Raw genomic sequence first — 19,967 nt, 5'->3', positions numbered from 1 at the left:
TTGCTATTGATTCCGACAGGAGAGAGGGTATTTTGTGATGAAAAAAGTAAGAAAAGCGATAATCCCAGCAGCTGGATTAGGAACACGTTTTTTACCAGCAACGAAAGCAATGCCGAAAGAAATGTTACCGATAGTAGATAAACCAACGATCCAATACATTGTAGAAGAAGCAGTGAAATCGGGTATCGAAGATATTATTATCGTTACTGGTAAAACAAAGCGTTCTATCGAAGATCATTTTGATAACGCATTTGAACTAGAACAAAACTTATTGGAGAAGAAAAAATATGAGTTGCTTGAAAAAGTACAAGCTTCTTCAAAAATGGTAGATATTCATTACATCCGTCAAAAAGAACCGAAAGGGCTAGGACATGCTGTTTGGTGTGCACGTAAATTCATTGGCGATGAGCCGTTTGCAGTGCTACTAGGTGATGATATTGTCCAAGCTGAGAAACCATGTTTACGTCAATTAATGGATGAGTATGAAAAAACACTTTCTTCTGTTATTGGTGTACAAACTGTTCCAGAGTCGGAAACACATCGCTATGGAATTATCGATCCATTAGAACAAGAAGGTCGTCGTTACCAAGTTCGCAATTTCGTTGAGAAGCCAGCGCAAGGTACAGCACCTTCAAACTTAGCGATTATGGGACGTTACATTTTAACGCCTGAAATCTTTATGTTCTTAGAACAGCAACATGTTGGTGCTGGTGGCGAAATTCAGTTAACAGATGCTATCCAAAGTTTAAACGAAATTCAACGTGTATTCGCTTACGACTTCGAAGGAAAGCGCTACGACGTAGGTGAAAAGTTAGGATTTGTTCAAACAACAATCGAAATGGCACTGCAACACCCAGAATTACGTGATGACATGGTTGCAATGATGAAGAAAATTTTAGAAGAACAAACGAATCAAGAGTCTTAATATAATGATATAATCCCCTGTTGGATGGGCGGTAAAAGAACGTATTTACTGCTTAATCTAAAAGGGGATTTTTTGATAAAAAAGACACTCTGGAGAGAGTGTCTTTAATTTTTATCAGTAGGCTTTAGCTCGTTAGCTTTGGATTTAATTTCATCAGTAATAGCGATATTAATATTTCCAGCTGCTTTTTTGTATTCTTGAATCAATGCATTAACATTTTGATTAAATGAAATTAAGCTGCCACTTGGAGATTGGGCTTGTTCGTTAAGCGCTGTAATAATCCCGTATATTTTTTTATATTCTTCATAGGTTTCTTTATACTTATTAGGCTGTTCTTTTGCGGCTTCAGAGACTAACTTTAAATCATTTCCCATTGTGCTATAAAACGTATCAACAGTTGTAATCATTCCGTCAATTTCTGTTCTCTTAGAACTTAGTGCATGATTGAAGTCTTGTCTTTTATCTATTGCACTTGACCATGTAGTTGAATACTCGGATAATACGTAAGATGCTGCATGTTTAAAGGTGTTTATATTATTATAAAAAGATGCTGCGGCAATTAAGTAATTAGCTTCTTTTTTCTTTTGGGCTTGAAGAGCTTGGTATTCCTCTTCTATATTTGTTACTTTTGTTATCGTAAAGAGTAGAACGATAATGGATATAATTGATGTAACAAATAATATTATAGATGTTACTAAAGATTTTTTTGCTGGCAATTTTCGTACTTTCTTAATTAACCCAATAACAATAAAGATCAAAGTTGCGCATAAACTAGCTATAGTAAGAATTAAAAAGAAAAATGCTAGGCCGTTTCCAAAGGTATATGACATTCCTAACTCACTATTTCCATATAATTTGTAACCGATACTCATACTTAGTATGAAAAATAAAGATAGTACTCCGACACTTATTTTAATAAGTGTATTTTTTGATAGATTCACTGATTTTCCTCCAAAACATTGTTCTAATTAGATGTGTAAATATAAGATTTGCTGAATTAGCATAACAAAAATCATTTCTAATATGTGTCGTATATTGTCGAAAATAAAAAAGAGTTATCTTAACATAGTAAGATAACTCTTTTTTATTATGAAATCGTCGAATGAGAATGCTGATAAGCAGAACGACGCACAGCATAGTATATGCGAGGTGCGATAATAGCACCGATAATTGTAAATGCAATATCTTTTACTGCAAACCACATCATAATCATCCAAGCAGCTTTATAGCTCATATTACCGCCCATAAAGAGATTGACTGCCCCGTACATGTAAGTAGTACCGATAATATAAGTTAAAATGATTCCTGTGAAAGAGGCAGTTGCAAATGTACGAAATGTTGGTTTTTCCTTTTGTTCTACGAGTTTTCCTGATACGTAAGCAACGATAATAAATGCGATAATAAAGCCACCAGTAGGATCTAAAAGTGCTCCAAATCCAGCTTTGAAGTTAGCGAAGATTGGTGCACCTGCTACTCCAACTAGCATGTAAACAGTCATTGATAATGCACCAAGTCTACTTCCAAGAAGAAGCCCTGCTAAAATTGCGAAAAATGGTTGCATAGATAATGGGATGCCCGCTACTTGCAGGAATGGTGCCCAAGATACAATATTTGCACCAATGGCCATAAGAGCGACGAACATGGCGGCTAATGCTAAATCTAAAACATGAAATCTCCTCATAATGTTAACCTCCTGTTGTTTTTAAGTTAACATTATCGTAGCGAAACTATTTACTTGTTGTCAATTAAAATATTTTGATAAGAAGGCTTCAAATACTCTCTTAGCAACGTATATGGAATACGAAATTGTGGAATGCCGCTTGAATAAGGTGCAATTTCATATAAAGGGAAATAAATGACGAGATTGTTCGGTTCTAAAAAGAAGTGAAACTTTTTCGTGCTCATGACTTTTTCAGTTGCATCAGGAAAATAAATACTTTCATTTTGTTTAATTTGTCTTACAATCTCAGCACGAATTACGTCTTTATATTTATCTTCTTGTTGAAATAAATCGTCTAAGTGTAGTAACTTTTTTTCTTTTAAATCAAATGTGTTAGCCTTCCACGTATAAAGACCGTGTGCTCCGCCTGTATATTGATAGTAATTCAAATATAGGCTGAGCAAAGGTGATTTATTTAAGGAGACTTTATAATCAACATTCGCCACGTACGGATGAAATGGTGTACTAGATCCTTCTGTTTCTTTATAATATTTTTTTGCGTCTTTTTCTAATTTTGTTTTAAATTTTTCAGTAGATTTTTTGTAATAGAAATTTAGCTTATTTTGAAACTTAGAATCGGAAAAGTTATGAAACGAAGGCCTATTGATTTGATATTCTATATAAGGTTTCTTACCTTTTTGCGTGACAGTCTGAACATCGATTGTCAGGTTGGATGCTTTGGCTGCTAGTGCACAATTTGGTACAATAGTCAGCAAGGAGAACATAAGCGATAGTATAAAAAATTTCTGTTTCATTTAGGTGAAACCTCCTTATATAAGTGTTATACGTAGTTTGAAATTAAATAGGTAAAATTATACATTTAATTAAAGTGAGAGAAGGGGGAAACGATATGGCAAAAACTTTAATGGATTCGCTTGGAATTGAGTTGTTAGAGATGACAGAAGATAAGGTAGTTGCTACGATGCCTGTTGATGAACGTACACATCAGCCGTTTGGTTTTTTACATGGTGGTGCATCTCTTGCGTTGGCGGAAACAGTAGCAAGCGTCGGTTCATACAATTTAATTGATCAAGAGAAATGTATTTGCTTCGGTCTAGAAATTAATGCAAACCATATTCGCTCAAAGAAAGATGGAATTGTAACAGCAATCGGAACACCGATACATAGAGGAAACTCAACGATGGTTTGGGATGTACGTATCATTGATGAGAATGACGATTTATTATGTATTTCAAGATGTACAGTAGCAATTAAAGAAAAATGTGAAAAGTAAAAAAAGAGGCTGCTCTAATGAGCAGCCTCTTTTTCTTATAATTAGAACTGGATTTTCTTCTCTAAGAAACCTTTTAGTTCGCTAATTGGCATACGCACTTGTTCCATTGTGTCACGGTCACGTACTGTAACAGCTTTGTCTTCAACTGAGTCGAAGTCATAAGTGATACAGAATGGTGTACCGATTTCGTCTTGACGACGGTAACGTTTACCGATAGAACCAGTTTCGTCAAAGTCTACCATGAAGTCTTTAGCTAGTTCTGCAAATACTTCAGTAGCACCTTCAGATAGCTTTTTAGATAATGGTAAGATCGCTGCTTTGTATGGTGCTAAAGCAGGGTGGAAACGAAGAACTGTACGAGAATCGTTTTCTAATTGCTCTTCTTCATATGCATCACATAAGAACGCTAATGTTACGCGGTCAGCACCTAAAGATGGCTCGATGCAGTACGGTACGTAACGCTCATTCGTTTGTGGATCAATATAGTTAAAGTCTTCGTTAGAGTGTTCCATGTGACGTTTTAAATCGAAGTCTGTACGAGATGCAACGCCCCATAGTTCGCCCCAACCGAATGGGAATTTGAATTCAATGTCAGTTGTTGCGTTACTGTAGTGAGATAATTCCTCTTCACCGTGGTCACGAAGACGCATGCTTTCTTCAGTCATACCAAGTGAAAGTAACCAGTTCTTACAAGTTTCACGCCAGAATGCGAACCACTCTAAATCTTCACCAGGCTTACAGAAGAATTCAAGTTCCATTTGTTCGAATTCACGTGTACGGAATGTGAAGTTACCAGGCGTGATTTCGTTACGGAAGCTCTTACCGATTTGGCCAATACCAAATGGAAGTTTTTTACGCATAGAGCGTTGTACGTTTTTGAAGTTTACGAAAATACCTTGTGCTGTTTCTGGACGAAGGAAGATTTCGTTTGTGCTAGACTCTGTAACACCTTGGAATGTTTTGAACATTAAGTTGAACTGACGGATTTCAGTGAATTCTTCACTACCGCAATCAGGACATTTTACTTCATGTTCTTTCATTAAGTCAGCCATTTGGTCGAAAGTAAGACCATCAACAACCATTTCGATGCCTTTTGCATCTAATGCATCTTCAATTAATTTGTCTGCACGGTGACGCGCTTTACATTTTTTACAGTCGATCATTGGATCGTTGAAGTTACCAACGTGACCAGAAGCGATCCAAGTTTTTGGGTTCATTAAAATAGCAGCGTCTAAACCAACGTTGTATGGAGATTCTTGAATGAATTTTTTCCACCAAGCTTTTTTAACGTTATTTTTTAATTCGATTCCAAGTGGACCGTAATCCCAAGTGTTTGCAAGACCACCGTAAATTTCAGAACCAGGGAAAACAAAACCGCGATGTTTCGCTAAGTTTACTACTTGTTCCATTGAATACATAATAAAATCCTCCTTTTGAAAGTTAACGTATTGGCGATGACGTGCTCAGGTAACTTGTGAAACGAGCAGTATATGCTTTGAAAAACATAAAAAAACGCTCATCCCAAGGCTTAATTGCCTAGGGACGAGCGTTTGCCCGCGGTTCCACCCTAGTTGATACACAAAAGGTGCATCCACTTTATCACGTATTGCTCGAGACTGCCGTTTCCTTGCGGCTTCAGGCTTTCACTATCCCTGAATCGCTTTTTGTGCAAGTACTTATAAGTCCGTCATCGCTACTTATATTAATAATAATGAACATATTCTAACACGTTCTTTTTTAAACCTCAATAGAGGAACGCGTCTATCTATGATAGAGTCTCGCCTATTTTTTCGTTATTTATTCCGTAATTTTCTTTAATGTGCTTAATTGCTTCACGCCTGCTGAGTGGAGCAAGCTCGTTATTTTGCACGTATTCCCAAACGACATCGGGCTTTGTTTTTGCATATTCACGAAGGACCCATCCAATCGCTTTTTGAATGAAAAATTCTTTCGAAGAATGTAGTTGTCCAATAACCCAAAAAAGAAGTTCTTCATCCATCTTTTGTTTATATTTTAGCTGGAATAAAATAGCGGCGCGTTGTAACCATATGTTATCTGATGCAATCCATTTTGGAATATAGGCAGAAATCAATTCTGGATGTTGTAAAAAGATATTACCTAAAAATGTAGGGACGATGCTATCGACAGTGTCCCACCAAGATTTTGTTACAATAAGTTCTTCTAAGAAGGGGATATGCGTTTCGTTTATATACTTTTTATATTTTTGCATCATATCGAGTGCGGCTGCCTGAAATTCTCGTTCTGGTAAATCCCACAGCTCACGTACGATAATTTGGAAGTCTTTTGGATCTGGGAGGGTATGTATTTGGATGACGTCTTTTAATAATTGTCTTCTTTCAGGCGTTTGAATACCAATAAATAGGAAGTGATTTTTCATATAACGTGCCATCGGTTCTGCTTTTTCCGGATTTTTGTGAGCTATGAAATGCTCTTGTAATGCTTTTACAAATGGATGCATCGGTTGTTCTCCTCTCTTATTATGTTACTCCTATTATTATACAAAGAGTTTGGTTGAATTTTAAAACATAACTTGCAATGCAATGAAATATGTTGAGAGTAGAGAGGAGAGGATAAGATGGAAGATCAAGGCTTACTAGCAGGTTTCTTTGCTCTTAGTTTTGCGTTTATTCTTGTTATATTGATTTGGGCAGTTATTGCGTATTTGTTAACGGCTTTTGCACTGTATACGATGGCGAAAAATGACGGTGCAACGGATGGAGTTCTAGCATTTATTCCTTTTTTAAATAGTAAAATATGGGGTGATTTAGCGAAAGATAAATTACCCGATTTCTTGAAAGAAGAAGCAGGATGGAAAGTATTCGGCATATATGTCGCATGTTTCATTTTTAATTTCGTACCAATTTTATATTTAATAGCAACAGCTGTATCCATTGTGTTGTCTATTTATCTTATCTACGCTATTTTAGACAGATATGGAACGAACTCTATATTATTTACGATTATTCATGTCATCACATTTTCAGTGTTCTTGCCGATTCACTTGTTCATTATCAGAAATGAGCCGGTGAGGTATAACGAGTAAGTTTAATTTAAATATGTGTAATGAAAAAAGCGCCCTGGTTATCAGAGCGCTTTTTGTGCTACATAAGGTAGCGTACATAAATATAAATATGAGAAATGATTAATGAAACGATCATAATTGGGAAACCGACTTTTAAGAAGTCCATGTAGCTAAATTTATGTCCTTCGCGGCTTGCGATACCTGCGACAATTACGTTAGCAGAAGCGCCGATTAATGTTCCGTTTCCGCCCAGACAAGCACCTAATGCTAATGCCCACCATAATACGTCGATTTGTGCGTCAGAAGGTGATAAACCTAGCCCAACAGCCATATCGTTAATAAGTGGGATCATTGTTGCAACGAATGGAATGTTATCAATTGTTGCAGAGGCGATACCAGATACCCATAAAATAAGGATAGATGCGTAAGAAATATCTCCACCTGTTATGCCAATTACTTTTTGAGCTAACATTTTAATAAGACCGATGTCGATAAGTCCTCCAACGAGTACGAATAGTCCTGCGAAGAAGAAGATTGTTACCCATTCTACACTTGCGAATACTTCTTCAATTTCATGTTCTTTCACACCGATTAACATAAGTACAGTAGCACCAGTTAAAGCGATGATAGCTGCATCAACGTGGAAAATGGAATGAGTCATGAAACCTACAATTGTAAGTCCAAGTACTGTTAAAGATTTTTTCATTAATACTGGATCTTTAATGTATTGCTTTTCATCTAAACTCATTAATTTTTTAACTTGTACAGGATCAGCGATTAATTGTTTGCGGTACATGAAGTAAAGTATTGTCGCTGTCACACCAATGATAATAATTACGATTGGCGCTAAGTTTAGTAAGAAAGCATTGAAATCTAAATGCTTATTGGCAGAACCAATCATAATGTTAGGTGGATCACCAATTAATGTTGCTGTTCCCCCAATGTTTGAAAAAATAATTTCAGAAAGTAAATAAGGGACAGGATTTACTTGCAGTATGCGCGTAATAGATAAAGTAACTGGAACAACAAGAAGTACAGTTGTAACGTTATCTAAAAACGCGGAACCAAGCGCAGTAAGTAAGGAAAGGGAAATTAAAATTTTAATTGGATTTCCTTGCGCTCCTTTTGCCGCTTTAATGGCAACGTATTGGAAGACACCCGATTTACTCGTAATGTTCACCAAAATCATCATACCGATGAGTAGTGTAATCGTCCCCCATTCAATATGTTTCGTAAAGGCGTTGTGTAAATCAACGACCCCCATAATTACCATGAGTGCTGCGCCAAGAAGTGCGATGACAGCGCGATTAATTTTTTCAGAAATAATAATGGCATATGTAATTAAAAAGACTGCGATAGCAAAATAATACTGCCAGTTTGCGAGCTCTTGCGTTGTTTCGTGCAAAACTCTCATCTCCTTTCATTCACTTTTCTTAGTGTGTCAAAAATTAACTAGATGAAACACACATAACGTCATTATAAAGTAGAAAAATGTCGGATGTAAATGAAAGGGTTTATTTTGTTATATTTTCTGCAAAGGTTACTTTTTCTTATTTTTAAAAATATTTGCGGGCATTTGACATATATATAAGATACATCCAATCTGAATATTTAAAATGGAATTAGCATTCGAGCTTGTTCGTGTAGGAGTGTCAAATAGAAAGGAATGACAAAGATGATAAGGAAGGGATCGTATGAATGAACAACAATTTTTATTTTTGGATTTTGAGTTTACGATGCCCCAGCACAGAAAAAAACCAAAAGGATTTTTCCCGGAGATTATTGAGGTAGGACTCGTTTCGGTTGTTGGCTGTAAGGTAGAAGATACGTATTCAGCTCATGTTAGGCCGAAGACTTTTCCTTCTTTAACGGATCGATGTAAGAAGTTTTTAGGGATTAAACAAGAAGTCGTAGATAAAGGAATTTCGTTTCCAGAACTCGTTGAAAAACTTGCAGAATATGAAAAGAGATGTAAACCGACCATTGTTACGTGGGGAAATATGGATATGAAAGTGTTGAAGCATAATTGTGAAAAAGCGGGAGTAGATTTTCCTTTCCAAGGACAGTGTCGTGATTTATCACTTGAGTATAAGAAGTTTTTTGGTGAGAGAAATCAAACAGGATTGTGGAAAGCGATTGAAGCGTATGGAAAAGTAGGGACGGGTAAGCATCATTGTGCGCTAGATGATGCGATGACGACGTATAATATTTTTAAATTAGTAGAAAAAGATAAAGAGTATTTAGTGAAACCAGCACCTCCAACATTAGGGGAACTCGTTGATTTTTCAAAAGTGTTAAAGAAAGTGAGTACACAGTAACGACCAAATTGCACAGTATGTAATTTGGTCGTTTTGTTTTTTTAAAGTTTGTAGTCCTTTTTTAACTGTTCTAATGTTTCTAGACTACGAACCGCAAAAGGTGAATCATCTTCAGAAAATGAATTCATTTGAGTTTCTAATGCTAATTTGAGTGAATCTGTGTAATCTGGAATTTCTCCTTCATATTTCTTCACCATTTGCTCTGGAATGTTCGTCTGTTCACGAAAAGCTAAAGCACGTCTTTCGTGGAAAAATGGTACGTCAGCTTGTTTTACGTTATGTAAGTCACCTTGCACCGGATGTTTTAAAACAGCTAATACTTTTACGACGTAACTGCCAGGGCGGCTATTTGTAACCTCGCCAATGTATTTTCCCGTTTTATAAATACCAGTAACGATTTCGCCAATTTCAAATGTTTCTCTCATATTTTTCACCTCAAGTTTATAGTAAGGAAAGTAGGAGAAGGAGTCAAAGAAATCATTCGCTTTCGGAACGCCCCTTGAGAATATGGATAGGTTCAACTATAATTTAAATGTATATAACAGAAAATTCTGATGTTTTTCGAATCCTATAATTAAGGAGTGTTCGTTATGATGCCTTTATACTTTCCGGAAGATAAAACAGAATATATTATTCCAGGGATTGTTTGTGTTCTATTTATTATCGGTGCGATTGCTACATGGCGTATGTTCGTTCGTGTATCAAAACGAGAAGCAGATCGATTACAGAAAGTTGAAGAAAAGCTGTTAGCTGAAAAGAAACAGTAACTCATTTTTGTATGTTTCCCTCTATGCTCGGACAATCTAAGGGCAGAATGTATTTTGGAGGGAATAAAATGAAAAAACGGCTTTTTTTCAGTTGTTGTTTACTATTTCTGATGGCAGGTTGTGACCAAGGAAAGCCGAAAGAAATTGACGTGAAATTACATAATGCTTCAGGTGATGAAGTGGGGACTGCAAAAGTAACTCAGCAAACAAGCGGAGTGAAAATTACGATTAAAGGGGAAGGTTTCGCACCTGGCCCGCACGGACTACATGTACACGAAATTGGAGAGTGTAAAGCACCTCGTTTTGAATCAGCTGGAAATCATTTTAATCCAGATGATAAAAAGCATGGACTACTCAATCCGAAGGGTGCAGAAAACGGTGATTTACCGAACGTAATTGCAGATGGTTCTGGAAAGATTAAAGCAGAAATTGATGCGCCGCATATAACGCTTGAAGAAGGAAAAACGACGATTCATAGAAAAGATGGAGCGTCTATTATTATTACAGAAAACGCTGATGATGGCATGACACAACCGACAGGTAAATCAGGTGATCGAATTGCTTGTGGTGTTATTGTAAAAAAAGCGTCGGATATGAAGAAAAAGTAAAAGCTACCGTGCGCGGTAGCTTTTTTGTGTAGTGTAAGTGAAAATATATCAGCGATTATTGGAATATATCGACTGTAACTTAAAATATATCGGCGATTATTGGAATATATCGACGATTTTTAAAATATATCGACTTACCGACAAAAGTTGACAAAGGAGGCTGTCCCAAACAGTCTCCTTTCTTATTATGAAAACGTATGGCGCAGCCTATTTAAAATTTCTTCTAAAACAGACCTTGGACAGCCGATGTTAATTCGAATATGTTCTTCGCCGCCTAATCCGTATTTCTCACCAGGCTCAACAATAATTTTTCCTTTTTCTTCGAGCAATTTAGTGCGCTCATTTTGAGAAAGCTGTAGGCGAGAGCAATCAATCCATAATAAAAAGCTACCTTCTGGCTTCGTTACGGAAAGAGTAGGTATGTGATCTTTCATATATTTACAAGCAAATTGAGCATTATCTTCTATATATAATCGAATTTCATTTAGCCAATCATTACATTCTGTATAGGCACTTACCATCGCTGTATAGGCAAATGTATTTAATCCGTGGAAGCCTTGTCTATATTGGATAGATGTAAAGGCTTGACGGAGTTTTTCATTTGGAATGATAATAATCGATGCTTGTAATCCAGCGATATTAAATGTTTTACTTGGAGCCATACAAGTTATCGTGCGCGCTGCTAGTTCTTCAGATAAAGAAGCGAACGGTGTATGTGTATGATTTGCATAAATAATATCGGAATGAATTTCATCTGCGACAACGATTACATTATATTTTGTACATAAAGATCCAAGCTTTGTTAATTCCTCTTTCGTCCAAACACGACCTATCGGGTTGTGAGGACTGCAAAGAAGCATAAGTTTGACGCCTTGTTGAAATTGCTTTTCTAAATGCTCGAAGTCTATCGCATATGTATCATTTTGTTTCTGTAATGGACTTACGCATAATTGTCTATTGTTTGTTGTGACCATTTCGAAAAATGGGGGATAAATAGGTGGTTGTACGAGAACGGATTCGTTTTCCTTTGTGAAGGCCTGTATGCTCGTACTAAGAGCTGGAACGATTCCGGCGCTAAAGACAATCCACTCTTTTTGAATATCCCAGTTGTACTGTTTTTTTGTCCAGTTACAAATAATATCGCCAATATTTTCGGGAGGAAGTGTATAGCCGAAAATAGGATGCTCGATACGTTTCTTTAAAGCAGCTTGAATTGGTTGTGGTACTTCAAAATCCATATCAGCAATCCACGCGTGGATAAGTTCTTCGTTTTTATATGTATCCCATTTTGTACTATGAGTTCCACGGCGATTGACTGCTTTATGAAATAGTTGCATAAGTTTGCCCCCTTCTTCTGTAAAACCGTTAAGTTATGAAAGTTCTCTCTCTTCTTATAGAATAGCTGATGTGATAGGATAAAGAAAAGTATTAAAAAGTGAAAAGGCGGGAAGCGAATGGGTACATATGAAAAGATGATAGAGGTTGTGAAGAATTGGGATCCGTTTCAAATGGGACCGGAGTTTTATGAAACAGAAGCGAGCGATGTTGTGAACGTCGCAAGTGTGTTTGATGATTCAAAATACATCGCAAAGAAGATTCAACATATATACTTTATGTCTTTTGAGGAAGTACCTGCGCTTGAAAAATGTGAGAAGTTAGCTGTGGAATTACTTATAATAAAAGAAGGCGGAAGTTGTTCATTGTAGGCTGTCGGAATTTCCGACAGCCTTTTTATATTACTGCGCAGAAAAAGCCATAATTTCTTCATAAACATGTTCCGGTTTTTCTTCAGGTAGTAAATGTCCTGTGTTTTCGTAAGAAATAAATTTCGAATTCGGTAAATCTTTGTGCAGACGATGACCTACATGTACAGGGACGACCCGATCTTTTTCACCCCAAATGAGTAGCGTAGGTGTTTCGATTTTTTGTAATTCAGTTGAAGGTAAGTCACCTTCACGATCTCGTATCATACGAGTTAAAGCGGGGAATATACGGTTGTCATAAAAAGGAGCAGAGTAACCTTCCTTCATTTCATCGTCAATTAATGAATGATCATGAACGACATTCATTAAGTTATGAACGATGCCGCGCCGTATAATCCAGTTCTTTACGTATAAATGAAAGAACGGTAAATAAGAAGAGTACAGTAAAGGTAAAGTTGCGCGTGCTAAATAGCTAGAGCTACATAGTAAAATTGTCTTTGAAATTAATTCAGGACGTATACGGTTTACGTAAAGTGAAATTTGGCCGCCCATAGAATGTCCAACTAACACAATGTTTGAGAGAGATAAGTGTTCAATTAAATCGATTATAATCGTTGCTAAATTATGATAAGAATACTTAAATAGATGAGACTTATCACTCTTCCCGAACGGTGGTAAATCAAGGGCAATGACTGTTCCTTCTTTCGATAATAAAGGAATTAGACGGCGGTAGCTGAATGAGGAAGATAAAAAGCCGTGAACGAGTACGAAAGTAGGACGTTCTGTTTTATTTTCATGTTCATACAATTCGTAATGAACAGTAGTGCCGCGAGTGGAAAAAGTGAAATAAGGACAAGTAGATTCGTGATTCATTTTTTGTCACTCCATTGATTTTTGTTCATATCATTTCCAAGGCAGAAAAAAATATGTTAACAAAAAAAGGCAAGATGACGATGTCATCTTGCCTTTCGTACATTCAGTATTACCCGCGAACAATATTAGGCGGTGTTTTTCCTTGTAACGCTGCAACTAAATTTTCGGCGGCGGTCATAGCCATTTGTTGCCTAGTTTTTAATGTTGCAGATCCGATATGTGGTAAGGTCACAACATTTTGTAATGATAAGAGCGGATTGTCTTTTTGAATCGGCTCTTGTGTAAAAGTATCGATGCCTGCTGCAAAGATTTTCTTTTCTGTTAACGCATCGATTAACGCTTCTTCATCTACTGTTTTCCCGCGAGAAGCATTAATGAAGATAGCTGTTTCTTTCATGAATGAAAATTCCTTTTCTCCGATAAGATGGTACGTTTCATCTGTTAATGGAGTAAGAAGAACGATAAAGTCAGACTGCTTTAGAAGCGTCTGTAAATCACAATATGTAGCATCGAATTTTTGTTCAGCTTCTTCTTTTCGGCGACGGTTATAATAAAGAACATCCATATCAAATCCGAATTTCGCTCGTTTTGCAACAGCTTCACCAATTCGGCCCATACCGATAATGCCGATTGTACGATGGTGTACATCTAGCCCAAAGTGCTCTTTTCCAATTTCCGCATTCCATTTACCATTTTTTACGTAGGAGTCGAGTTCACAAACACGACGACCAGCAGATAACATAAGAGCGAAAACGAGGTCAGCTACTGTATCATCTAGTACGTAAGGTGTATTTGTTCCGATGACATTGCGCTTTTCCATCGCTTGTAAATCAAAATTATCGTAACCGACAGAAATGTTGCTTACTACTTTTAAGTTAGGAGCCGCCTCCAATAATTCTGCATTAATAGCAGATCCGAAATTTAATAAACCATCTTTATCTTGTATTTTCTCTAGTAGAACATCACGAGGTACCTTCTCATTTTGCTCCCATTTTTCATAATCACAGTGTTCTGATAAATAGTTTTCTACAAATGTTGGAACTGGTTCAGCAATATAAACTTTTGGTTTCACGATTCCATCCCCTTTCGCTTTATCACGCATTTTTCTGCTGAGTAAAGTTTCACTTTATTTTGACATAATTCACTAAAAAAATCTTCTTTTCAAACTGGAAAGGCTATTTGTATAATTTAGACACAAACGAAAAGGAAGGATGATTTATATGGTGACAGAAAAAGAATTAGAATTATTAGCTTGTCTTGAAAAAAGTAGTCGATTAACTGTAGATACATTAGCGAAGCTGTTAAATATAGAAGTAGAAGAAGTAAAGAAAATGGTTGAAAAATTAGAAGCAGAAAAGATTATCGTGGATTATGTAACACATATCGATTGGACGAAGGTGAAAGAACATACAGGTTTAACGGCAATGATTGATGTGAAAGTTACGCCAAAGCACGGCGTTGGGTTCGATGCGGTTGCTGAGCAAATTTATCGTTATTCAGAAGTGAAATCTGTGTATTTAATGTCAGGGACATATGACCTTTCTATTACATTAGAAGGAAAGACAATGGGAGAAGTGGCGATGTTTGTTTCTGAGAAATTAGCAACAATTGAATCTGTCGTTTCTACGACAACGCATTTTATTTTGAAGAAGTATAAACATGAGGGAATTATTTATGAAAAAAACGATGATGATAAGCGAATTGTGGTGACACCATGAAGCAATTTGAACTATCTAGAGCAGCGGAATCTTTACAACCATCTGGTATTCGAAAGTTTTTCGATTTAGCAGCAAATATGAAAGGTGTTATTTCGCTTGGAGTAGGAGAGCCTGATTTCGTTACACCTTGGAATGTGAGGCAAGCATGTATCCGTTCTTTAGAACAAGGATATACGTCATATACAGCAAATGCAGGATTATTGGAGCTCCGTCAAGAAATAGCAAAGTATCTAAAAAAACAATTTGCAGTTTCTTATGATCCAAACGATGAAATCATTGTTACAGTTGGAGCAAGTCAGGCGTTAGATGTAGCGATGCGCGCCATTATAAATCCTGATGATGAAGTACTCATTATTGAGCCAAGTTTCGTTTCTTATGCCCCGCTTGTGACATTAGCTGGAGGCGTTCCAGTTCCTGTGGCGACTACTTTAGAAAATGAATTTAAAGTACAACCAGAACAAATTGAGGCAGCTATTACAGCGAAGACAAAGGCAATTTTACTTTGTTCACCAAATAACCCAACAGGTGCAATGTTAAACAAGTCCGAGCTTGAAGAAATAGCAGTGATTGTTGAGAAGTACAATTTAATCGTATTATCTGATGAAATTTATGCAGAACTTGTATACGACGAAGCATATACAAGTTTCGCGAGTATTAAAAATATGCGCGAGCATACGATTTTAATTTCGGGATTTTCAAAAGGATTTGCAATGACAGGATGGCGTCTTGGTATGATTGCAGCTCCTGTTCATTTTTCAGAATTAATGCTCAAAATTCACCAATATTCTATGATGTGTGCCCCAACGATGTCTCAGTTCGCAGCACTTGAAGCGTTACGTGCCGGGAATGATGAAGTAATTCGGATGAGAGATAGCTATAAGAAACGCCGTAATTTTATGACGACATCTTTCAATGAAATGGGATTAACGTGTCACGTGCCGGGCGGAGCATTTTATGTCTTTCCTTCAATCTCTTCAACTGGACTATCTTCAGCGGAATTTGCAGAACAGTTATTATTAGAAGAAAAAGTGGCTGTTGTACCTGGAAGTGTATTTGGCGAAAGTGGCGAAGGGTTTATTCGTTGTTCGTATGCAACATCGCTTGAACAGCTTATGGAAGCAATGAAGAGAATGGAACGGTTTATAGAGAATAAAAAAAGGACAAAACACAATACGTTTTGTCCATAAAAGGGGGGGAATACTAGAAAGCCATGTGTTAGTATTCTATCCTAATATTGGAGAATTATACTTACTTAAGGAAATTTTTTCATGAATTTTGAATGAGCTCTGTCATAGTGGTATAATTTACTAATATAAGGTATGCGTATCCTGAGTAGCTTTACTTACGGTACGTATTAACTAATCGGATATTTAACAATAAATCATCTGCTTTGCTATCTACAATTGTAGAGAAAATGGTAAACGTATGGGAGTGTTTCATATGTCAGAACAATATACAACAGGAGTGGTTGTAACAGGGAAAGTGACTGGGATTCAAGATTACGGTGCATTTGTAGCGTTAGATGCAGAAACACAAGGACTTGTGCATATATCTGAAATTACAAATGGATATGTAAAGGATATTCATGACTTTTTAAAAGTCGGCGATACAGTAGAAGTAAAAGTACTTTCAATTGATGAAGAACACAGAAAAATGAGTTTATCGTTAAAAGCGGCGAAAAGAAAACAAGGACGGATTCTTATACCGAATCCATCTAAGGACGGATTTAATACGCTGCGAGAAAAGCTAACAGAATGGATTGAAGAGTCTGAGTTAACAAAGTAAAAGAGGAGCGCATATGAGCGTTCCTCTTTTACTTTTTCTTATGATATATATTTGCAAATATGATTGCATGCAATCATATTCGTATGTCGAAGGTGAGTAAGGACATACTGACTAGCGAATTTCGTTCGTTTCTGGGTGAGTACCAAGATTTTCTGATGGTTTAAAGAGTAAACCAAGATTGATCAGCCCAGAAATACCGACGATGCCGTAAATAATACGTGCAAGAGCTGAGTTTTGTCCACCGAAAATGGCTGCCACTAAGTCAAACTGGAAGAACCCAATTAATCCCCAGTTCACAGCTCCAATTACAGTAAAGACTAATGCGATACGTTGCAAAGTACTCATGAAAAAGCCCCCCTTAATTGTGAAGCATGAGCAAGCGATGAGTTAATTAACTCTTTTATAGAATGGGGTAGTTATGTTGTTTTTATACATAAAAAATGTTCGGAATAGGATGTATATACATCTATACCGAAAAATGCGAATTTTTATGCAAAAAATGAACTTTTTTTAAAAAATATATATTGGTTACGTTTACAAGGGGTGAATCGCTTGATTTACAACTTCAGTTTCGCTAAAGTGAATACAGAAATACATATCCATAATTGGAGGGAAAAAGATGAGTACACATGTAACGTTCGACTATTCTAAAGCGTTATCCTTCATCGGTGAACATGAAATCACTTATTTACGTGATGCAGTGAAAGTAACACATCACGCAATCCACGAAAAAACTGGAGCTGGGAACGATTTCCTTGGGTGGGTAGACCTTCCGCTTCAATATGACAAAGAAGAATTTGCTCGCATTCAAAAATGCGCAGAAAAAATTAAAAATGATTCTGACATTTTACTTGTTGTAGGTATCGGTGGTTCTTACCTAGGAGCACGTGCAGCAATTGAAATGTTAAACCATTCTTTCTACAACACACTTTCTAAAGAACAACGTAAAACTCCACAAGTGCTATTTGTTGGACAAAACATTAGCTCCACTTACATGAAAGATTTAATGGATGTACTAGAAGGTAAAGACTTCTCTATTAACGTTATTTCCAAATCAGGTACAACAACAGAGCCAGCACTAGCATTCCGTATTTTCCGTAAGTTATTAGAAGAAAAGTATGGAAAAGAAGAAGCTCGCAAACGTATTTATGCAACGACAGATAAAGCGCGTGGTGCATTAAAAACATTAGCTGATAATGAAGGTTACGAAACATTCGTTATTCCAGATGATGTTGGAGGACGTTTCTCTGTATTAACGCCAGTTGGTTTATTGCCAATCGCAGTGAGTGGCTTAAATATTGAAGAGATGATGAAAGGGGCAGCTGCTGGTCGTGAGGACTTCGGTACATCAGAACTAGAAGAAAACCCAGCTTACCAATACGCAGTAGTTCGTAACGCTCTATACAATAAAGGAAAAACAATTGAAATGCTTGTTAACTATGAGCCAGCACTTCAATACTTCGCTGAGTGGTGGAAACAGTTATTTGGTGAAAGTGAAGGAAAAGATCAAAAAGGTATTTTCCCATCTTCAGCAAACTTCTCAACTGACTTACATTCATTAGGTCAATACGTTCAAGAAGGTCGTCGTGACTTATTTGAAACAGTGCTAAAAGTAGGTAAACCTACACATGAACTAACAATCGAATCAGAAGAAAACGATTTAGATGGATTAAATTACCTTGCTGGTGAAACTGTAGACTTCGTAAACACGAAAGCATACGAAGGTACACTACTTGCACATAGCGATGGCGGAGTACCAAACTTAATCGTAAATATTCCTGAATTAAATGAGTACACATTTGGTTACCTTGTATACTTCTTCGAAAAAGCATGTGCGATGAGCGGCTACTTATTAGGCGTAAATCCATTTGACCAACCAGGAGTAGAAGCATACAAGAAAAACATGTTTGCTTTACTTGGTAAACCAGGATTTGAAGAATTAAAAGCAGAATTAGAAGAGCGTTTAAAATAATAAAAAGCGGCCGGATCCGGCCGCTTTTTATTATTTCATCGAAAAGTCCATCAGTATATTCAAACTAGAGTGGGTATGCTAAAGAAAAAGTCTAGGAGGGATGGACTTGATTCCGATTCATTCAAATTTAGAAGGACGTACATATGCGTTATATAAGTTAGAAGAAATAATGAAGCCACTCGGATATAGCATTGGTGGCAATTGGGATTATGATAAAGGATGCTTTGATTATAAAATTGATGAAGAAGATGGCTATCAATTTCTGCGAGTGCCATTTACAGCCATTGATGGAGAACTAGATGTACCAGGCGTAATAGTTCGTCTTGGAACGCCGTATATTCTTTCGCACGTATATCAAGACGAACTAGATGATCATGTAAATACGTTAACAGCTGGAACGAGTGGAATGGATCAATTTGCTGAGCCGAAAGATCCAGATGGAGATGTAAAAAGAAAATATATCAATATTGGGAAAGTGCTCATGCAAGAATTAGAGCGTCATTTTACTAATGGTGAATAATAATGAGTATGTCGCTTTCAATGAGAACAAAGGAATGAACTGGATTAATCATATATTGTTCGTCGCGCTTTATACCTAGTAAGAGAATGTTTTGCTTTAAAAGAGTATAGCTACAATTCGCAAAAGTTTGTCCGGTGCAGGACATAGGAAGCTCCATCAGTTGTAATTTATTATCAGAGATTTCGTCGTAAAGTGAAAATAGTACACCTGAAATGGAAGGGAATAAAAGAGAAGCGGTAAATACATAGCTCGTTAATTTATTTCCTTCTATAATTTCTGACACGCCAGCTCTCGTTGCATTTTGTATTTGTTCAGAAGTAAGAAGTTCAGCGATGCAGTGAATGTTTGGGTTGAGCCCTTTTGCAGTTAAAATATTTAAAATGGACTGTGTATCCGCTAAGCTTTCATTTTTTTCTTTATCGGCTGTTATTAATATGGTGTGTGCCGTTGTAATATTAGCTTTTAATAACGTTTGGTCGTGATGGGGGCACCCCTTTATAAATTCTAAATGATGAAATGGTTTTGGCAGTAAAGAAAGTGTTTCATCAATTAAAACGATATCAAGGTTTGGTTGTAGTACGTGCATTTGTTTTACAACATGTTTTGCTCGTTCATTCCAGCCGACAATAATCATATGACCGTTAGAAGTCGCAGCTTCTTCTCCTTTAACTTTCATATATTGTTTATTGATCATTTCAGTAGCAAACAGCACCATATAATAAGAACAAAATCCAGTTCCTAATAAAATAATACTCATACCGATAAGTTTCCCGATTAGTGT

General features: G+C 36.6%; 24 protein-coding genes (1 of these 24 running past the window's edge). 12 read left to right on the top strand and 12 right to left on the bottom strand.

Going from position 1 to position 19,967, the window contains the following annotated elements:
• The first annotated feature begins 37 nt into the window (after positions 1-37).
• Complete coding sequence (galU, locus tag EGX95_RS23360) at positions 38-925, top strand: UTP--glucose-1-phosphate uridylyltransferase GalU (RefSeq protein WP_002081150.1); 888 nt, start codon at positions 38-40, stop codon at positions 923-925.
• Between the two features lie 104 nt (positions 926-1,029).
• On the opposite strand, the gene EGX95_RS23355 is transcribed toward galU, so the two are convergent.
• The 3 genes from EGX95_RS23355 to EGX95_RS23345 all read right to left on the bottom strand — a co-directional run bounded on the left by EGX95_RS23355 (position 1,030) and on the right by EGX95_RS23345 (position 3,400).
• Positions 1,030-1,866 (bottom strand): hypothetical protein, encoded by an 837-nt coding sequence (locus tag EGX95_RS23355; RefSeq protein WP_001054100.1) that lies wholly within the window; start codon positions 1,864-1,866, stop codon positions 1,030-1,032.
• Positions 1,867-2,012: 146 nt separating this feature from the next.
• On the bottom strand, positions 2,013-2,606 hold the full coding sequence (locus tag EGX95_RS23350; protein WP_001252157.1) for a biotin transporter BioY: 594 nt from the start codon (positions 2,604-2,606) through the stop codon (positions 2,013-2,015).
• 50 nt (positions 2,607-2,656) lie between these two features.
• Complete coding sequence (locus EGX95_RS23345; protein WP_000810358.1) at positions 2,657-3,400, bottom strand: DUF3298 and DUF4163 domain-containing protein; 744 nt, start codon at positions 3,398-3,400, stop codon at positions 2,657-2,659.
• Between the two features lie 95 nt (positions 3,401-3,495).
• Here EGX95_RS23345 and EGX95_RS23340 point away from each other — a divergent pair, with 95 nt between their 5' ends.
• Positions 3,496-3,879 (top strand): hotdog fold thioesterase, encoded by a 384-nt coding sequence (locus EGX95_RS23340; protein WP_001140607.1) that lies wholly within the window; start codon positions 3,496-3,498, stop codon positions 3,877-3,879.
• Positions 3,880-3,920: 41 nt separating this feature from the next.
• Here EGX95_RS23340 and EGX95_RS23335 read toward each other — a convergent pair whose 3' ends face one another.
• A complete protein-coding gene (locus EGX95_RS23335) occupies positions 3,921-5,297 on the bottom strand; it encodes a glycine--tRNA ligase (protein ID WP_000287154.1) in 1,377 nt (458 codons plus the stop codon).
• 347 nt (positions 5,298-5,644) lie between these two features.
• Complete coding sequence (locus tag EGX95_RS23330) at positions 5,645-6,358, bottom strand: DNA alkylation repair protein (RefSeq protein WP_000553292.1); 714 nt, start codon at positions 6,356-6,358, stop codon at positions 5,645-5,647.
• A gap of 117 nt (positions 6,359-6,475) precedes the next feature.
• Here EGX95_RS23330 and EGX95_RS23325 point away from each other — a divergent pair, with 117 nt between their 5' ends.
• Complete coding sequence (locus tag EGX95_RS23325; RefSeq protein ID WP_000390057.1) at positions 6,476-6,943, top strand: hypothetical protein; 468 nt, start codon at positions 6,476-6,478, stop codon at positions 6,941-6,943.
• Positions 6,944-7,001: 58 nt separating this feature from the next.
• Here EGX95_RS23325 and EGX95_RS23320 read toward each other — a convergent pair whose 3' ends face one another.
• Positions 7,002-8,327, bottom strand: a complete 1,326-nt coding sequence (locus EGX95_RS23320) for an ArsB/NhaD family transporter (RefSeq protein ID WP_000545226.1) — start codon at positions 8,325-8,327, stop codon at positions 7,002-7,004.
• 289 nt (positions 8,328-8,616) lie between these two features.
• Between EGX95_RS23320 and kapD the strand changes: the two genes are divergently transcribed.
• Positions 8,617-9,240, top strand: coding sequence for a 3'-5' exonuclease KapD (gene kapD, locus EGX95_RS23315; protein WP_001005369.1), 624 nt, complete (start codon positions 8,617-8,619; stop codon positions 9,238-9,240).
• 41 nt (positions 9,241-9,281) lie between these two features.
• Here the strand turns inward: kapD and EGX95_RS23310 are convergent, their stop codons facing one another.
• A complete protein-coding gene (locus tag EGX95_RS23310) occupies positions 9,282-9,665 on the bottom strand; it encodes a kinase-associated lipoprotein KapB (RefSeq protein ID WP_001209341.1) in 384 nt (127 codons plus the stop codon).
• 165 nt (positions 9,666-9,830) lie between these two features.
• On the opposite strand from EGX95_RS23310, the gene EGX95_RS30555 reads away from it, so the two are divergent.
• Positions 9,831-10,007 (top strand): hypothetical protein, encoded by a 177-nt coding sequence (locus EGX95_RS30555; protein WP_000982758.1) that lies wholly within the window; start codon positions 9,831-9,833, stop codon positions 10,005-10,007.
• Between the two features lie 68 nt (positions 10,008-10,075).
• The gene (gene sodC / locus EGX95_RS23305) at positions 10,076-10,615 is read left to right on the top strand and encodes a superoxide dismutase [Cu-Zn] (protein WP_000746504.1); all 540 of its coding nucleotides are present in this window, start codon (positions 10,076-10,078) and stop codon (positions 10,613-10,615) included.
• Between the two features lie 185 nt (positions 10,616-10,800).
• Here sodC and EGX95_RS23300 read toward each other — a convergent pair whose 3' ends face one another.
• On the bottom strand, positions 10,801-11,952 hold the full coding sequence (locus tag EGX95_RS23300; protein ID WP_001175834.1) for a MalY/PatB family protein: 1,152 nt from the start codon (positions 11,950-11,952) through the stop codon (positions 10,801-10,803).
• Positions 11,953-12,069: 117 nt separating this feature from the next.
• On the opposite strand from EGX95_RS23300, the gene EGX95_RS23295 reads away from it, so the two are divergent.
• Positions 12,070-12,321 carry a DUF1871 family protein gene (locus EGX95_RS23295; RefSeq protein ID WP_000537634.1) on the top strand — a complete coding sequence of 84 codons (252 nt, stop codon included), beginning with the start codon at positions 12,070-12,072 and terminating at the stop codon, positions 12,319-12,321.
• A gap of 30 nt (positions 12,322-12,351) precedes the next feature.
• Here EGX95_RS23295 and EGX95_RS23290 read toward each other — a convergent pair whose 3' ends face one another.
• Both EGX95_RS23290 and EGX95_RS23285 read right to left on the bottom strand, forming a co-directional pair.
• Positions 12,352-13,191, bottom strand: a complete 840-nt coding sequence (locus tag EGX95_RS23290; protein WP_001015189.1) for an alpha/beta fold hydrolase — start codon at positions 13,189-13,191, stop codon at positions 12,352-12,354.
• Positions 13,192-13,300: 109 nt separating this feature from the next.
• On the bottom strand, positions 13,301-14,293 hold the full coding sequence (locus tag EGX95_RS23285) for a 2-hydroxyacid dehydrogenase (RefSeq protein WP_001205004.1): 993 nt from the start codon (positions 14,291-14,293) through the stop codon (positions 13,301-13,303).
• 118 nt (positions 14,294-14,411) lie between these two features.
• Here EGX95_RS23285 and EGX95_RS23280 point away from each other — a divergent pair, with 118 nt between their 5' ends.
• From EGX95_RS23280 to yugI, 3 genes are all read left to right on the top strand, one after another.
• The gene (locus EGX95_RS23280; RefSeq protein ID WP_000255706.1) at positions 14,412-14,909 is read left to right on the top strand and encodes an Lrp/AsnC family transcriptional regulator; all 498 of its coding nucleotides are present in this window, start codon (positions 14,412-14,414) and stop codon (positions 14,907-14,909) included.
• Positions 14,906-16,096, top strand: coding sequence for an aminotransferase (locus tag EGX95_RS23275; protein ID WP_000808515.1), 1,191 nt, complete (start codon positions 14,906-14,908; stop codon positions 16,094-16,096). Before EGX95_RS23280 ends, EGX95_RS23275 begins: the two co-directional genes overlap by 4 nt.
• A 253-nt stretch (positions 16,097-16,349) precedes the next feature.
• Positions 16,350-16,694, top strand: a complete 345-nt coding sequence (gene yugI / locus EGX95_RS23270; RefSeq protein ID WP_000003767.1) for a S1 domain-containing post-transcriptional regulator GSP13 — start codon at positions 16,350-16,352, stop codon at positions 16,692-16,694.
• A gap of 111 nt (positions 16,695-16,805) precedes the next feature.
• Here the strand turns inward: yugI and EGX95_RS23265 are convergent, their stop codons facing one another.
• Positions 16,806-17,039, bottom strand: a complete 234-nt coding sequence (locus EGX95_RS23265) for a DUF378 domain-containing protein (RefSeq protein WP_000105788.1) — start codon at positions 17,037-17,039, stop codon at positions 16,806-16,808.
• A 274-nt stretch (positions 17,040-17,313) separates the two neighbouring features.
• Here EGX95_RS23265 and EGX95_RS23255 point away from each other — a divergent pair, with 274 nt between their 5' ends.
• Both EGX95_RS23255 and EGX95_RS23250 read left to right on the top strand, forming a co-directional pair.
• Positions 17,314-18,666 carry a glucose-6-phosphate isomerase gene (locus EGX95_RS23255; protein ID WP_000103660.1) on the top strand — a complete coding sequence of 451 codons (1,353 nt, stop codon included), beginning with the start codon at positions 17,314-17,316 and terminating at the stop codon, positions 18,664-18,666.
• A gap of 106 nt (positions 18,667-18,772) precedes the next feature.
• Positions 18,773-19,186 carry a YugN-like family protein gene (locus EGX95_RS23250; protein WP_000612285.1) on the top strand — a complete coding sequence of 138 codons (414 nt, stop codon included), beginning with the start codon at positions 18,773-18,775 and terminating at the stop codon, positions 19,184-19,186.
• On the opposite strand, the gene EGX95_RS23245 is transcribed toward EGX95_RS23250, so the two are convergent.
• On the bottom strand, positions 19,173-19,967 hold the 3' portion of the coding sequence (locus tag EGX95_RS23245; protein ID WP_000842330.1) for a potassium channel family protein. The gene runs 201 nt beyond the window's last position; the window shows 795 of its 996 coding nt (coding positions 202-996); the start codon falls outside the window, past its right edge; it ends in the stop codon at positions 19,173-19,175. The two genes, EGX95_RS23250 and EGX95_RS23245, sit on opposite strands and share 14 nt — an antisense overlap.

This window comes from Bacillus sp. FDAARGOS_527, from assembly GCF_003812125.1.
Lineage (GTDB): Bacteria > Bacillota > Bacilli > Bacillales > Bacillaceae_G > Bacillus_A > Bacillus_A paranthracis.
The sequence above is the reverse complement of the archived record's forward strand: the minus strand, read 5'-3'. Positions and strand labels throughout refer to the sequence as shown.